Source organism: Pseudothauera lacus, from assembly GCF_003034845.1.
GTDB lineage: Bacteria > Pseudomonadota > Gammaproteobacteria > Burkholderiales > Rhodocyclaceae > Pseudothauera > Pseudothauera lacus.
The window spans coordinates 244,862-258,078 of record NZ_PZKC01000006.1 but is presented as its reverse complement, the minus strand read 5'-3'; the positions used below and the strand labels follow the sequence as shown (position 1 = coordinate 258,078).

13 protein-coding genes are annotated in these 13,217 nt (G+C 68.2%); 8 read left to right on the top strand and 5 right to left on the bottom strand.

Features of this window, described 5'->3' with window-relative positions; all coding sequences use genetic code 11:
- The 3 genes from C8261_RS09705 to C8261_RS09695 all read left to right on the top strand — a co-directional run.
- Nucleotides 1-2,527: type VI secretion system Vgr family protein (locus C8261_RS09705; protein ID WP_235864885.1), on the top strand; the 2,527-nt coding region annotated here is incomplete at its 5' end.
- Nucleotides 2,524-3,363, top strand: a complete 840-nt coding sequence (locus tag C8261_RS09700) for a DUF4123 domain-containing protein (protein ID WP_107493494.1) — start codon at nt 2,524-2,526, stop codon at nt 3,361-3,363. The genes C8261_RS09705 and C8261_RS09700, both read left to right, overlap by 4 nt.
- Nucleotides 3,360-3,878: a DUF3304 domain-containing protein gene (locus C8261_RS09695; protein ID WP_107493493.1), complete on the top strand. Its 519-nt coding sequence runs from the start codon at nt 3,360-3,362 to the stop codon at nt 3,876-3,878. The genes C8261_RS09700 and C8261_RS09695 overlap by 4 nt, the downstream gene beginning before the upstream one ends.
- Nucleotides 3,879-3,928: 50 nt before the next feature.
- On the opposite strand, the gene C8261_RS17825 is transcribed toward C8261_RS09695, so the two are convergent.
- Nucleotides 3,929-4,291 (bottom strand): hypothetical protein, encoded by a 363-nt coding sequence (locus C8261_RS17825; protein WP_328588071.1) that lies wholly within the window; start codon nt 4,289-4,291, stop codon nt 3,929-3,931.
- A gap of 129 nt (nt 4,292-4,420) precedes the next feature.
- Here C8261_RS17825 and C8261_RS09690 point away from each other — a divergent pair, with 129 nt between their 5' ends.
- A complete protein-coding gene (locus C8261_RS09690) occupies nt 4,421-5,983 on the top strand; it encodes a T6SS phospholipase effector Tle1-like catalytic domain-containing protein (protein ID WP_328588070.1) in 1,563 nt (520 codons plus the stop codon).
- A gap of 45 nt (nt 5,984-6,028) precedes the next feature.
- On the opposite strand, the gene hemH is transcribed toward C8261_RS09690, so the two are convergent.
- Together hemH and hrcA are read right to left on the bottom strand one after the other, a co-directional pair.
- Nucleotides 6,029-7,123: a ferrochelatase gene (gene hemH / locus C8261_RS09685; RefSeq protein ID WP_107493491.1), complete on the bottom strand. Its 1,095-nt coding sequence runs from the start codon at nt 7,121-7,123 to the stop codon at nt 6,029-6,031.
- Between the two features lie 21 nt (nt 7,124-7,144).
- Entirely contained in the window at nt 7,145-8,176 is a 1,032-nt protein-coding gene (hrcA, locus tag C8261_RS09680; RefSeq protein WP_107493490.1) for a heat-inducible transcriptional repressor HrcA, read from the bottom strand.
- 95 nt (nt 8,177-8,271) lie between these two features.
- On the opposite strand from hrcA, the gene C8261_RS09675 reads away from it, so the two are divergent.
- Both C8261_RS09675 and recN read left to right on the top strand, forming a co-directional pair.
- Nucleotides 8,272-9,156, top strand: a complete 885-nt coding sequence (locus C8261_RS09675; protein ID WP_107493489.1) for an NAD kinase — start codon at nt 8,272-8,274, stop codon at nt 9,154-9,156.
- A gap of 15 nt (nt 9,157-9,171) precedes the next feature.
- The gene (gene recN / locus C8261_RS09670) at nt 9,172-10,839 is read left to right on the top strand and encodes a DNA repair protein RecN (RefSeq protein ID WP_107493488.1); all 1,668 of its coding nucleotides are present in this window, start codon (nt 9,172-9,174) and stop codon (nt 10,837-10,839) included.
- Between the two features lie 201 nt (nt 10,840-11,040).
- Here recN and C8261_RS09665 read toward each other — a convergent pair whose 3' ends face one another.
- A complete protein-coding gene (locus tag C8261_RS09665; RefSeq protein ID WP_107493487.1) occupies nt 11,041-11,289 on the bottom strand; it encodes a GlsB/YeaQ/YmgE family stress response membrane protein in 249 nt (82 codons plus the stop codon).
- A 79-nt stretch (nt 11,290-11,368) separates the two neighbouring features.
- Nucleotides 11,369-11,803: a ferric iron uptake transcriptional regulator gene (gene fur / locus C8261_RS09660; protein ID WP_107493486.1), complete on the bottom strand. Its 435-nt coding sequence runs from the start codon at nt 11,801-11,803 to the stop codon at nt 11,369-11,371.
- Between the two features lie 144 nt (nt 11,804-11,947).
- Here fur and C8261_RS09655 point away from each other — a divergent pair, with 144 nt between their 5' ends.
- Nucleotides 11,948-12,352, top strand: a complete 405-nt coding sequence (locus tag C8261_RS09655) for an outer membrane protein assembly factor BamE (protein ID WP_235864884.1) — start codon at nt 11,948-11,950, stop codon at nt 12,350-12,352.
- A gap of 55 nt (nt 12,353-12,407) precedes the next feature.
- A complete protein-coding gene (gene dapB / locus C8261_RS09650; protein WP_107493484.1) occupies nt 12,408-13,214 on the top strand; it encodes a 4-hydroxy-tetrahydrodipicolinate reductase in 807 nt (268 codons plus the stop codon).
- Nucleotides 13,215-13,217: the final 3 nt, after the last annotated feature.

Sequence of the window (13,217 nt, the reverse complement as noted above, 5' to 3'; positions counted from 1 at the left end):
GCTCACCGAAGAAGGCCTGGGCTGGTGCCTCGAAGAAGACCCCGAGGCCCCCGCCGGCCACCGCCTGCTGCTCTTTGCCGACAGCGCCACGCTGGCCGAGGACGACACCAGCGCCAGCGCCCTGGGCGGGCCCGGCATCCGCTACCACCGCGCCGACAGCCAGGAAGAGCAGGACGCCGTGCTGGCGCTGAGCTGCGAACAACGCGCCCACCCGACGCGCCTGTCGGCGCTCAGCCACGACTACCGCCGCAAGGCCGCCATCGCCGCCCAAGTGCCCACCGACAGCCCCCCCGGCGGCCCCGCGCTGCCCGAACTCGACAGCTACGACAGCCCCGGCCTCTACGCCTGGGCCAGCGCCGCCGAAGCCCAGCGCTACCTCACCCACACCATGCAGGCCCACGAAGTGCGCCGCACCACCTACCGCGCCCGCAGCACCGTACGCAGCCTGCGCGCCGGGCGCCGCCTGCGCATCACCGACGCCCCCGCCCCGGCCCCGGCCGCCGGCCTCCCGCTCACCGTCGCCCGCATCACCCACCTGGGCATCAACAACCTCACCGCCGCCCACCTCGACACCCTCGCCGAGCGCCTCGCCCAGCCCGCCTACTGCACCGCCTTCGAACAATTCCAGCCCCCCGGCGACGACGACGCCTTCGACGACGACCCCTGCGCCGATCTCGACGACCCCTTCCTCGACCCCTACTGCGCCAAGCCCCGCGCCGGCCCCCACGACCCCAGCAACCCCGACACCCCGCTGCGCCGTCCCGCCCCCCGCCTGCCCCACACCACCGCCGCCCACAGCACCCCCGCCGCACAACCGGCACGCGCCATCGCCCCCCCGGCCGCCCTCATCGCCCTGGCCCTCGCGCGCGGCTACGCCAACCACTTCACCGCCCACCCCACCGAGCGCCCCTGGCGCCCCCGCCAGCACGACGACAACGGCACCCGCCTCAACCCCCGTCCCACCGCCCCCGGACCGATGAACGCCATCGTCGTCGGCCCCCACGGCGAACAACACCCCGACGGCAGCGACGAGCTGTGGTGCGACGCCCTCGGGCGCATCCGCGTACGCTTCCTGTGGCAACAGGGCGAACACCCCGACGACCGCCTGAGCTGCTGGATGCGCGTGCTCAGCCGCCAGGCCGGCCCGCGCATGGGCTGGCAATGGCTGCCGCGCATCGGCCAGGAAGTCCTCGTCGACTTCATCGACGGCGACATCGACCGCCCCTACGTCCACGGCGTGCTCTACAACGGCCAGGGCGAAGGCGGCACGCCCCCCACCCCCGGCGGCGCCCACCTGCGCGCGCAGGCCAGCACCCTGTTCGAGCAGGCCACCGACCTGCGCCCGGCCGCCCAGGGCAACCACGCCGGCGGCCACGCCCCCGCCTGGCACGGCGGTGCCGCCGCCGGCCACCGCCACCCCGGCGCACTGTCCGGCTTCAAGAGCAAGGAGTTCGGCGGCACGGGCTACAACCAGCTCGTCTTCGACGACAGCAACGCCCAGCTGCGCATCCAGCTGCACAGCACCCAGGCCGCCAGCGCCCTGAACCTCGGCCACCTCATCCACCAGGCCGACAACTACCGCGGCAGCTTCCGGGGCGCCGGCATCGAACTGCGCACCGACCACTGGGGCAGCAGCCGCGCCGCCCAGGGCATGGTGCTGAGCACCTGGCCCGCCCCCGCGCCGGGCGCCGATGCGGCCCAGCCCGCCGGCGACTTCGCCCCCGGCATCGCCCTCATCGAACAGTCGCGCACGCTCACCGACACCCTCGCGCGCGCCGCCCGCCACCACCGCAGCGTCGATCTGGCCGCCGCGCGCGGCTCCACCGCCGCCGCCGGCAGCCGCCTCAACGACGCCGCCGCCCCCCTCGAAGCCCAGCACATCGCCGCCCGCGGCATGGTCGACGCCACCGCCGCCGCGGCCGCACGCAGCGACGCCGGCGCACGCACCACCACCGTCGGCGCCCCGCGCGTCCCCCACCTGGCCGACCCCCTCATCGCCACCGCCGCCCGTGCCGGGCTCGGCCTGGTCGCCGGCCAGGCCCTGCAGCTGGCCAACGGCGACACCCTCAGCTGGACCAGCGGCGCGCACACCAACCTCGCCATCGGCGGGCGCGCGCGCATCCACGCCGGCCAGGCGATCGGCCTGGTGGCCGGCGCCATCGCCCCCGGCGAAGGCAACACCGGCCTGGCCCTGATCGCCGCCCACGACGACATCGATCTGGCCGCCCACAGCAGCACCTTTGCCCTGCAGGCGCGCGACACCCTCGATCTGGCCAGCCTCGCCGAACACATCGACTTCGCCGCCGCCAAACGCATCGTCATCGCCGTCGATGGCGGCGCCAGCATCACCCTCGACGGCAGCATCACCGTGCGCTGCCCAGGCACCCTCACCATCCATGCCGCAAAGAAGAGCTTCAGCGGTCCCACGCGGATGGGCTACGCGCTGCCGCAGTTTCCACGGCATCTGTGTGAGGAGTGCCTGCTCAGCCGAGCAGAGTCCGGCAGCGCTTTGGTAAGGACAACATGAACATGACAAGTCCTGCTTGTGTGGATTTTCACACCCCGGCCAGCTTCATCACTGCAGCCTGCGGCTGCCCCCCCGCACCTGGTCGCCCTGCGCTGTTGCTGATCGATGGTGCTCGCGAACCGCGGCTCGACCACTGGGTCAGCCGTCGTCCAGACGAAGCTTGGTTCAGTCTTACCGGGGCTAAGCCGGGGACCACGCTTTTTGCGCGTTCCCCACTGCTAGTGGAGTTGCCGCCGGGGCCGCCCGACCTCTTCGTCACCTCCTTGCTCAACCCTCCCGCGCACCCGAGAGCTGCCTCGGTACTCCACAGTTCCGTGGGTGTACAAGAGTTGGGCGAACACATGCGTGCCCACCTGTACGTCAGCGAAGCCGACGGAACCACCTGGGGGCTGGCGATCTGGGATCCCTTTGTCCTTGCGGCGCTGGCCGGCAGCGCGCGCCCGATCAATGCCCTGGTTACCGACCCGATCCTCCGTCCGGCGCAGATTGCGAGCCTGCTAACGCCCTTTGAATGTTGGGCCTTCCGCCATCGTGATGGACTCCCCTGTGCGATTGCCTTGCCACTGCCAGGAGCCGACATCGAGCCACCTCCTTTCGTGATCGAAGCCTGGCAATGGGAGCAGCTTGTTGATTTGCCCATTCCTGACCGTGTGGCGGAGTTGCTGCGCCAGTCCTATCCCGAGTTGCGTGAAGATGCCGTGGAAGAGATGCTGCTTCGCTTCTGTGCAACAGCGATCCGGGAGTGCCGTACGCAGGGACGCGACGGCCTCGCCGCGTACAGCGAATGGGCTGCGAAAGCCCTGTCCGAAGCTCTTTCTGAACGTGGCCTGAGATGAACCAAACACCTGCAAGACACCGCAATGGTCTGCTGCCGGCGCTCGCCGTGACCGTTGCATTGGCAGCCGTGATGGCCTACGGGAGCTATCGCTGGGAGCTGCGGGATAGTCCCGAGCCAGATCAACTGATATCTGGAACCTTGAGCTTAATCAACTACACCGACGAATCTGTGTACTCCTCTGTACGCAACAGCAAGTATCCCAATCCTGGGCAAGGTGCCAGCTATGACGTGGGGCCGCGAGCAGGTGGCGGTGGAGTCATGTGCTGCGTGCCAATTCCTGCTCGCTGGCGACCCGGTATCAAGATGAACGTCAGCTATCGGTTTGGAAACTGGGAAAAAGGCCGAGAGGTGTTAGAGGTCGTAGAACTCCCAGTCTATCCGGATGGAGTGGGGCATTTGTATCTAATCTTTCACTCGGAATACGAGTTTGAGCTGCTGTCGACAAGCTACGAGCCGGGGCATCCCCGCTGGCCGGGGCGCAAGGTAGAACCCACGGTGGACTGGTTGGAATGAGCGCTCACATACCCGAACTCTCGTCTTTCCAGCCACTTGATTTTGATGGCCTAAATCGCCAGAGGTATTTGCGCGTGCTCGCAGAGCGGGCAGAACGAAATAGTGATTGCGGTCGAGAGCTGTTTGTTGGCGTGTTTTTTGATGGTACGAACAACAACCGCGACCGAGATAAGCCCGAATACAGCCAAAGCAACATAGCACGGTTGCACGACGCATTCCCTGATCGACGGCAGGGTGGATTCGTGAGGATCTACGCTCCTGGAGTTGGCACCCGCTTCGATGCCATAGGTGATAGCGGAGAGGGAGACGATCTGGTCTGGGGGGAAACAGACCGACGGCGCGGCCTGGCCTTCGCAGAGAAAGGGGAGGCTCGCATCGTCTGGGCACTGCTGACGGTAATGGATCAATTGCACCGATATTTCGTCTTTTCAGAGTTTCTCTCAGACCGGGAAATCACGAGACTCTCCAACGACCTCACTTCCGCCAACATTCCGTTATGGCGCTTGGCGTTGTCGCCGTCGGGGGCCGTACTTCAGCACTGGATGTCCAAGCGTCGGGCCATCGACAATGAGCGCAACCGGGTGCTGGGCGACCTGTGTGCCGAGCTGGGGCGCAGGATCGATGCGGTGCGGCCGCGGCGTCCGCTGCCGCATGAGCACGGCATCCGCCTGTCGGTGTTCGGTTTCTCACGCGGTGCGGCGCAGGCACGGGTGTTCGCGAACTGGTTTCTGGACATGTGCCGGGCGGCCTCCGGTAGCGCCACACTGGGGGGGCTGACGGTTGATTTCGACTTCCTCGGGCTGTTCGACACCGTCGCCTCGGTGGGGCTGGCCAATTCCACGCTGATTGCGGATGGCCACATGGAATGGGCCGATGCCGAGCGCAACCTGCGCATCCCCGCGGAGGTCCGGCGCTGCGTGCATCTGGTGGCTGCCCATGAGGTGCGGCGTTCCTTTCCGCTCGACTCGATCTCGGTGGGCGGCGTGCTCGACGCACGTCATCTCGAGGTGGTCTATCCGGGCGTACACTCTGACGTCGGCGGCGGTTACCGCCCCACCGAGCAGGGCCGCGGCACAGATCCGCAGGGGGCGGACCTGCTGTCGCGCCTTCCGCTGGCACACATGTACCGCGAGGCGCGTCTGGCCAATGTGCCGCTCAATGTCAAGGGCGGAGGGGTGGCCGGCGAAGGGGGGGGCGGTGAAGGGGTGGTCGGCGAGGCGGAGGCGGCGATGGCGGTGGCGCCGTCAACCATTGCTACCTTCAATGCCTACCTTGCCGAATGCAGGGTCAAGTCCGGGCGCCTGGCCGACATCATCGACGAGCAGTACCGCCTGTACGTGCGCTGGCGCCGGCTGCGGCTCGATGCGATGGCCAGAGTGGCCAGTGTGCAGCGCGCCACGGCGCAGGACCGCACCGATCTTCTGGAGGCGAACCGCGAGCTCGGTGAAGAGGCCCGCTTGCTTGCCGCGCCGCTGCTGATGCCCGCTCCTAACATCTTTGACGTACCACAGGTGACGGCGGTCAAGATCGTTACGCGCGTGCCCGAGGTGGTGTACAAGCGCGGCATCGAGCCCGGCCGCCATGCCGAGTGGCGGCGCCTGGAGCGCAGTTGGAACGATCCGGCCCACCTCGCCCCGGCGGTGGTGCAACTGTTCGACGACTGGGTGCATGACTCGCGCGCCTGGTTCAAGCCCCTCGGGGAAGACGACCATATCTGGGAGGCCAGGCAGCGCCGGCGCATGCTCGACCTCGAAGGGCGCGAACTGGTCAGTAGCTGGCAGGCCCATGTGCCACGCAACCTGCCCGAGGACGATCCACGCCATCCCAGGCGGCAGAAGGCAGCGCTGGAGGACTATCAACGCCGCGCCCGCGCCGCAGGGCACCCGGGGATCAGGATCTTCGGGGCAGGGACACGCCCGCTGGACGAGAACGAGCGTCAGGAACTGGAGGCGTGGCGGCGCGACGGCAGCTTGCCGACGCAGAAGAGTGGGCGGGAACCCTTCCAACTCGGCGCCGGATATCTGCGCTACCGGCGGGTCTATGCCGGCACCGACGCCAATATCGTCATGGCCTCGGTGCCGCAGCGACAGACGGCAGTGGCCTGAGGGCGGGTGCGGCGATCGAGTCGCTCAGGAAGCGGGAGGCAAGATTCAGCAGTCGGCTCCCATCTCACGGGCACGGCGGGCGCTGTCCTGCAGGGCTACGGGGTCGGCGGCGGGCAGTTCGCTCCAGTGGCCGAGGTGGCGGCGGGTGAGCGCACTGAGGGCGGCGATCCAGTCGGGGCGGTCGTTGAGGCAGGGGATGTAGTCGAACTGCTGGCCGCCATGGCCGATGAAGGCGGTACGGCATTCCATGGCGATTTCTTCGAGGGTCTCGATGCAGTCGGCAACGAAGCCCGGACACATCACGTCGACGCGCTTCAAGCCCTTGCTGGCGAGCGCTTCGAGGGTGGGCTGGGTGTAGGGCTGCAGCCATTCGGCGCGCCCGAAGCGCGACTGGAAGGTCACCAGCACGCGTTCGGCCGGCAGCTCAAGGGCCTCGGCGAGCAGGCGGCCGGTCTTGTGGCATTCGCAGTGGTAGGGGTCGCCAAGAGTCAGCGAGCGCTTGGGGATGCCGTGGAAGCTCATCACCAGCTTGTCGCCCTGGCCGTTCTTCATCCAGTGCTCGCGCACGCTCTGTGCAAGCGCGGCGATGTAGCCGGGGTCGTCGTGGAAGCTGCGCACGAAGCGCACTTCGGGCAGGTTGCGCCACGTCAGCATGCTGCGCGCGACTTCGTCCATGACGCTGGCGGTGGTGGCGGCGGCATATTGCGGGTAGAGCGGCACCACGAGGATGCGGGTGCACCCGGCGGCACGCAGCTGTTCGAGGACGTGGGGGATGGACGGCTGGCCGTAGCGCATCGCCCAGTGCACCTCGATGCCGGGCGGCTCCCCGCCCAGGCAGCCCTTTACCAGCTTGGCCTGGCGTTCGGTGTAGACCTGCAGCGGTGAGCCTTCCGGCATCCAGATGCTGGCGTATTTCTCAGCCGATTTCTTCGGTCGGGTGTTGAGGATGATGCCGTTGAGGATGGGCCACCACAGCAGGCGGGGAATTTCGACGACCCGCGGGTCGGAGAGGAACTGCTTGAGGTAGGGGCGCAGCGCCGCAGCGGTGGGGGCGGCAGGGGTGCCGAGGTTGACCAGTACCACCGCGCTGCGCGCAGGGCGGCCATGGGTATAGGCGGGTTCGGGCCGGTAGCGGGCCATCGGTGTTCCTCGTGGTAGGGCTCAGTCGCGTCCGGAGAGCGCGCTGGAGAGCAGTCTGGCGGTGATGTCGACGATGGGGATGACGCGGTCGTAGGCCATTCGTGTTGGGCCGATGACGCCGACCGAGCCGACCACCTGGCCGTCGACCTCGTAGGGGGCGGTGATCACGCTGCAGCCGTCGAGCGGGGCGAGGCCGGATTCGCCGCCGATGAAGATCTGCACGCCTTCGGCACGGTTGGACAGCTCGAGGAGCTGGACGAGTCCGGTCTTCTGCTCGAAGAGCTTGAACAGCTCGCGCAGGCGGGCCATGTTGGAGGACAGGTCCTCGATGTCGAGGAGGTTGGTCTCGCCGCTGATGACATAGCTGTCGGCGGTCTCTTCGGCCGCCGCGGAGCCGGCCTCGACGGCGGCGGTCATCAGTTCGCTCATGTCGCTGCGCAGCTGGCGCAGCTCGTCCTGCAGGCGGCCGCGGATCTCTTCGAAGGCGAGGCCGGCAAAGTGCTCGTTGAGGTAGGCCGCCGCGTTTGCCAGTTCGCTGCCCTTGTAGGCCCGGCGGGTGAGCAGGATGCGGTTCTGCACGTCGCCGGCGGTGGTGACGATGATCAGCAGGATGCGGGTTTCCGACAGGCTGATGAATTCGATCTGGCGGATCCGTACGGCGTCCTTGCGCGGGGCCACCACCACGCCGGCAAAGTGGGTGAGCTGGGAGAGCAGCTGCGAGGCGGAACTGATCAGGCGCTGCGGCTGGTCGGGCTGCAACTGGCCGCGCAGCTCGCTGATGCGCTCGCGCTCGAGCGGCTGCATGGTGAGCAGCGAGTCCACGAAGAAGCGGTAGCCGCGCGGCGTGGGAATGCGTCCGGCGGAGGTGTGCGGACTGGCGATGAAGCCCATCTCCTCGAGGTCGCTCATCACGTTGCGCACCGTCGCCGGCGACAGCTCGAGCCCCGAATGGCGCGACAGGGCGCGCGAGCCGACCGGTTGGCCTTCGACGATGTAGCGCTCGATGAGCGTCTTGAGGAGGATCTGCGAGCGGGGGTCGAGCGAAGCGTTCATGATGGGGCTGAATATAGCGCGGTTTGCCGCCCAGTGGAGGGCGTGACGCGTGCCGTGTGCCATTGCCGCGGGTGGTTGTGGTTTAATTCTCCGCCATGGCCCAGACCTTCTCCACCATCGCACTGATCGGCAAGTACCAGAGCCCCGACGTCGCCGAGTCGGTGCTGCAGCTCGCCGCCTTCCTGCGCGGCCGCGGAGTGGGCGTGCTGATCGAGCAGGGCACAGCGAGTGCGATCGGCGCGGGCGGCGATTTCGCCCTCGCCACCTATGAAGACATCGGCGCGCGCGCCGATCTTGCCGTGGTCCTCGGTGGCGACGGCACCATGCTCAACACGGCGCGTCGCCTGGCCGCTCACGAGGTGCCGCTGGTCGGCGTCAACCAGGGACGGCTGGGTTTCCTTACCGACATCGCACGCGAGGATGCCTGCGAGCGCATCGCCGAGATCATCGACGGGCGCTATGTCGCCGAGTGCCGCAGCATGCTCGCCGCCGAGGTGTTGCGCGGCGACGAGCGCGTCTTCCATACCCTGGCGCTCAACGACGTGGTGATCAACAAGGGCGATCTCGGGCGGATGATCGAGTTCGACCTCGCCATCGACGGCGAATTCGTCTACACCCAGCGTTCCGACGGCATGATCGTCAGCACGCCGACCGGGTCGACGGCCTATGCGCTGTCTTCCAACGGCCCCATCCTCCATCCGCGCGTAGGCGGCATCGCCATCGTGCCGTTGTGCCCGCACGCGCTCACCGCGCGCCCGGTGACCCTGCCAGACGACTGCCGCGTCGATCTCACCCTGCTGCCGCCGCACGATGCGCGCGTTCACTTCGACGGCCAGGCGCGTTTCGACGCCCGTGCCGGCGACTGCCTGCGCATCACCCGCTCGCCGCTGCAGGTGCGCCTGCTGCATCCCGAGGGCTACAGCTATTTCGCCATGCTGCGCGAGAAGCTGCACTGGAGTGCAGCGCCGCGCCACCCCTGAGGTTCGTCCGCCACCATGCTGCGCCGTCTGACCATCCGTGACTTCGTCATCGTCGATCGCCTCGAACTTGATTTCGAGGCCGGTTTCGGCGCCCTTACCGGCGAGACCGGTGCCGGCAAGTCCATCCTCCTCGATGCCCTCGGCCTCGTCCTCGGCGACCGCGCCGATGCCAGTGCGGTGCGCGTCGGGCGCGAGCGCGCCGAGATCAGCGCCGAGTTCGATCTGCCGCCGTCGGCGGCGCTGCGCGCATGGCTGGATGAGCAGGCCATCGAGGTCGAGGATGGCGCCCTCATCCTGCGCCGCGTGGTGGAAGCCGGCGGGCGTTCGCGGGCGTGGCTGAACGGCAGTGCGGTGGCGCTCAACCAGTTGCGCGAGCTCGGCGAACACCTGTGCGACATCCACGGCCAGCACGCCCACCATGCCCTGCTGCGCGGCGATGCCCAGCGCCAGTTGCTCGATACCCATGCCGGTGCTGCCGAGGCTGCCGCGGCGGTGGCTGCCGCGTATCGGCAGTGGCAGCAGGCGAGGGCGCGACGGGAGGGTGCCGAGCGCGACAATGCCGCCACGGCACGCGAGCGCGAGCTGCTCGGCTGGCAGGTCGACGAGCTCGCCGCGCTGGCCTTCGATGCCACCGAATGGGCCGAGCTCAACCACGAGCACGGTCGCCTGGCGCACGCAGCGGCGCTGATGGAGGGGGCCGACGAGGTTCTCGCCGCCCTTGGCGAGGGGGATTTTGCCGCCGCGCCGCTGCTCGGCCGCCTCGGCGTGCGCATCGATGCGCTCGCGGCGATCGACGGCGAGCTCGGCGCAGTCAGCGAACTGCTTGGCTCTGCGGCCATTCAGGCCGACGAGGCCTTGCATGCGCTGCGCCGCTACCGCGAACGCGTTGATCTCGATCCTCAGCGCCTGGCCGAGATCGAGGCGCGCATCGGTGCGGTGACCGACATGGCGCGCAAGCACCGCGTCGCCCCGGAAGAGCTGCCGGCACTGCTCGGCCAGTGGCGGGCGCGCCTCGAAGAGCTCGAGCTGGGCGCCGACCCGGCCCGGCTGGCCGCCGCCGAGACCGAGGCGCGGGCTGCCTACGAGGTTTGCGCGCAGCGCCTGAGCGCCTTGCGTGCACCCGCTGCGGCAGCGCTCAGCGAGCGCATCAGTGCCGCCATGCAGGGTCTGGCGATGGCTGGCGGGCGCTTCGAGGTGGCGCTGACGGAGGTCGCCGAAGGAGGGGCGCACGGCCGCGAGGAGGTCGAATTCCGCGTCGCCGCCAATCCCAGCCAGCCTCTGCGTCCGCTCGCCCGCGTGGCTTCGGGGGGTGAGCTGTCACGCATCGGGCTGGCCATCCAGGTGATCACCAGCCGCGATGCGGCGACGCCGACGATGATCTTCGACGAGGTCGATGTCGGTGTCGGTGGTGGCGTGGCCGAGATCGTCGGGCGCATGCTGCGCGAGCTCGGGCGCGAACGTCAGGTGCTGTGCGTCACCCACCTGCCGCAGGTGGCGGCGTGCGCGGACTGGCAGTGGAACATCGCCAAGGCCGAGCGCGACGGCGAGGTGCTGAGCCGTGTCGTGGTGCTCGACGAGGGCGCGCGGGTGGAAGAGATCGCCCGCATGCTGGGCGGCGTGAACATCACCGCCACCACGCGCAGCCATGCCGCCGAGATGCTCGGCGCAGCGGGGGCAGCCTGAGGGGCCGACAGGCGTCTAGAGCCCGCATTTCTCACACCATCCCTGCTGCGGGTGCCGATGCACTCGCCGTGGTACGCCGTACTCCCTCACGCCGCCTCGACGTAGTGTCAGCTACGCCTTCGGCGTCGATCGGTCCGTGCGGCGCACCACGGCGGCGCCTCGACCCCCTCGCGACGTGAGGGCGTGAGAAATGCGGGCTAGCTAGCGGAAGACCCCGAGGCGGCGCAGGATGAAGATCAGCAGCGCGGCGCCGCCGATGGCAACGGCAAAGCGCAGCAGGCCGCCGGCGGCGTTGATGCCGACCAGCCCGGCGAGCCAGAAGCCCAGTGCCGAACCGGCGATGCCGACCAGCACGTTGGCGATCAGGCCCATCTGGGCGTTGGTCTTCATGATGATGCTGGCCAGCCAGCCGACGATGCCGCCGATCACGACGGTGAAGATCCAGCTCATGCCCGTACTCCCCGGTAAGTGGTGAAATCCCGCTCTTTATAGCGCGGGCGGGCGTGGCGGCGGGTCAAACAGTGTGAAATCAGGCGCCGCCCTTGTTGGGGCACTTGTCCTTGGTGCACTCGGCGTACAGGTAGAGCGCATGCTCCTTGACGCGGAAGCCGCGCTCCTCGGCGATGGCATTCTGGCGGCGTTCGATCTCGGGATCGTAGAACTCCTCCACCTTGCCGCACTGCAGGCACACCAGATGGTCGTGGTGGCCGCCTTCGTGCAGTTCGAACACCGCCTTGCCGGCCTCGAAGTAGTGACGTTCGAGCAGGCCAGCCTGCTCGAACTGGGTCAGCACGCGATAGACCGTGGCGAGACCGATGTCCATGCCTTCGTTCATCAGCAGGCGGTAGACGTCCTCGGCGGTGAGGTGGCGCTGTTCGGAGTTCTGGAACAGGTCGAGGATCCGCAGACGCGGATAGGTCGCCTTGAGGCCGATACTTTTGAGGTTCTGAGAATTGTCGGTCATGGTCGCCTGTCGGGGAGGGGCTTGGATTGACGGCCATGCTTGCACAAACGCGGCCGCCCCGGTCACGCTATGATATATTTTTTAATCCAGCCTGAGAACGTTGCGCCAACCGGCGCACCAACCAAGATCCCATCCATGCGCTCCATGCACATCACGGCCCTCGCGGCCGTCTGCACTCTCGTTGTCGGCTGCTCGTTCGGCAACATCACCGACCGCGTCAACCCCTATCGCATCGACGTCCGCCAAGGTAACTACGTGGATCAGGACATGGTTGCCCAACTGCGTCGCGGCATGACCCGCGACCAGGTGCGCTTCCTGCTCGGCACGCCGCTGGTCGTCGACATGTTCCGCAACGACCGCTGGGACTACGTCTACCTGTTCAAGCCCGGTCAGGGACAGGCCCAGCAGCGCGTGCTGTCGGTGTTCTTCAACGGCGACCTGCTCGACCGTCTCGAAGGCGACATCGAGGCCGGCGACGCCCAGGGTGCCGCCGAGGCCGAGCGCAGCGTGCGCAGCCGGGTGATCGAGATCGAAGCGCCGGCCAAGTGAGCGCCGCGCCTGCCGGTGGGCTCCGAGGCCGCCGGGTCAAGCCGAAGGAATGCTGATGAGTGAATTGCGTATTGCCGTCGCCGGCGCCTCCGGGCGCATGGGGCGGATGCTGATCGAAGCCGCCCGCGCGGAAGAAGGGGTGTGTCTGGGGGCGGCTTTCGACCGTTCCGGCACGCCCTTCATCGGTCGCGATGCCGGCGAGTTTGCCGGTGCGCCGTGCGGGGTGAGGATCACCGACGATGCGCGTGTTGCGCTGGCGGCGAGCGACTGCCTGATCGACTTCACCCGCCCCGAGGGCACGCTTGCCCATCTGGCGCTGGCGCGCGAACTGGGCAAGGCCATGGTGATCGGTACCACCGGCCTGGATGCGGCTGCCCGCCAGGCTATTGCCGCCGCCGCTGCTGACATCCCGGTGGTCTTCGCGCCCAACATGGCGGTGGGCGTCAATGCGGTGTTCAAGCTCCTCGAGGTTGCCGCCCGCATCCTCAACGATGGCTACGACGTCGAGATCATCGAGGCCCATCACCGCTACAAGGTCGACGCCCCCTCGGGTACGGCGCTGCGCATGGGTGAGGTGGTGGCGCGCGAACTCGGTCGCGACCTTGAGCACTGTGCGATCTACGGTCGCGAAGGCGTCACCGGTGAACGCAAGGCCGAGACCATCGGCTTCTCCACCATCCGTGGCGGTGACGTGGTCGGCGACCACACCGTGCTCTTCGCCGGCATCGGCGAACGCATCGAAATCACCCACAAGTCGGCCAGCCGCATGCCCTATGCCAGCGGCGCGATGCGCGCGGCGCGCTTCCTTGCCGGGCGCAGCAACGGCCTGTTCGACATGCAGGACGTGCTCGGGCTGCGCTGAGTC

Excerpts from the sequence above, each read along its gene's own strand:
- C8261_RS09675 (WP_107493489.1), top strand. The coding sequence starts at position 8,272 with ATGGCCCAGACCTTCTCCACCATCGCACTGATCGGCAAGTACCAGAGC.
- dapB (WP_107493484.1), top strand. The coding sequence starts at position 12,408 with ATGAGTGAATTGCGTATTGCCGTCGCCGGCGCCTCCGGGCGCATGGGG.
- C8261_RS09695 (WP_107493493.1), top strand. The coding sequence starts at position 3,360 with ATGAACCAAACACCTGCAAGACACCGCAATGGTCTGCTGCCGGCGCTC.
- C8261_RS09690 (WP_328588070.1), top strand. The coding sequence starts at position 4,421 with ATGTCCAAGCGTCGGGCCATCGACAATGAGCGCAACCGGGTGCTGGGC.
- C8261_RS09655 (WP_235864884.1), top strand. The coding sequence starts at position 11,948 with ATGCACATCACGGCCCTCGCGGCCGTCTGCACTCTCGTTGTCGGCTGC.
- fur (WP_107493486.1), bottom strand. The coding sequence starts at position 11,803 with ATGACCGACAATTCTCAGAACCTCAAAAGTATCGGCCTCAAGGCGACC.
- recN (WP_107493488.1), top strand. The coding sequence starts at position 9,172 with ATGCTGCGCCGTCTGACCATCCGTGACTTCGTCATCGTCGATCGCCTC.
- C8261_RS09665 (WP_107493487.1), bottom strand. The coding sequence starts at position 11,289 with ATGAGCTGGATCTTCACCGTCGTGATCGGCGGCATCGTCGGCTGGCTG.
- hemH (WP_107493491.1), bottom strand. The coding sequence starts at position 7,123 with ATGGCCCGCTACCGGCCCGAACCCGCCTATACCCATGGCCGCCCTGCG.
- C8261_RS09700 (WP_107493494.1), top strand. The coding sequence starts at position 2,524 with ATGAACATGACAAGTCCTGCTTGTGTGGATTTTCACACCCCGGCCAGC.
- hrcA (WP_107493490.1), bottom strand. The coding sequence starts at position 8,176 with ATGAACGCTTCGCTCGACCCCCGCTCGCAGATCCTCCTCAAGACGCTC.